The organism is Bacillus pretiosus, from assembly GCF_051294775.1.
Taxonomy (GTDB): Bacteria; Bacillota; Bacilli; order Bacillales; family Bacillaceae_G; genus Bacillus_A; species Bacillus_A wiedmannii.
Genome location: NZ_JBPPHF010000697.1, coordinates 1 through 278 on the forward strand (window position 1 = coordinate 1; position 278 = coordinate 278).

At 33.8% G+C, this 278-nt stretch carries 1 protein-coding gene; it reads left to right on the plus strand.

Translation table 11 applies throughout. The features are described from left to right. Positions 1-83: 83 nt before the first annotated feature. Entirely contained in the window at positions 84-266 is a 183-nt protein-coding gene (locus ACSG5Z_RS32770) for a DUF6366 family protein (RefSeq protein ID WP_435713021.1), read from the plus strand. Positions 267-278: the final 12 nt, after the last annotated feature.

The following is a 278-nucleotide window of genomic DNA, read 5'->3' on the forward strand; positions in this document are numbered from 1 at the left end:
GTAAATATCTTTTCAGTTGGCATATAACAGAAAAGTAATAATGTATAATTTAGTAAAGCGTGTATTAATTTGGAGGTGATCGTATGAAAAAAGAGTCACCAGAAGAAAACAGAGAACGTATAAGGCAAAGTGAATTGAAAAATAATCCTACCGGTTCTTTAAATGATGGATTCAACAGAGCTGAATCAGGTAGTCCAGGTGATATGACGGGTGGTATGAATTGGAAAGGTACAGCGCTAGTAATTTTAGTGCTAGTTTTAGGGTAAATTATATACACT

Bases quoted from the DNA above. Each gene is read 5' to 3' on its own strand.
- ACSG5Z_RS32770 (WP_435713021.1), top strand. From the start codon at position 84: ATGAAAAAAGAGTCACCAGAAGAAAACAGAGAACGTATAAGGCAAAGT.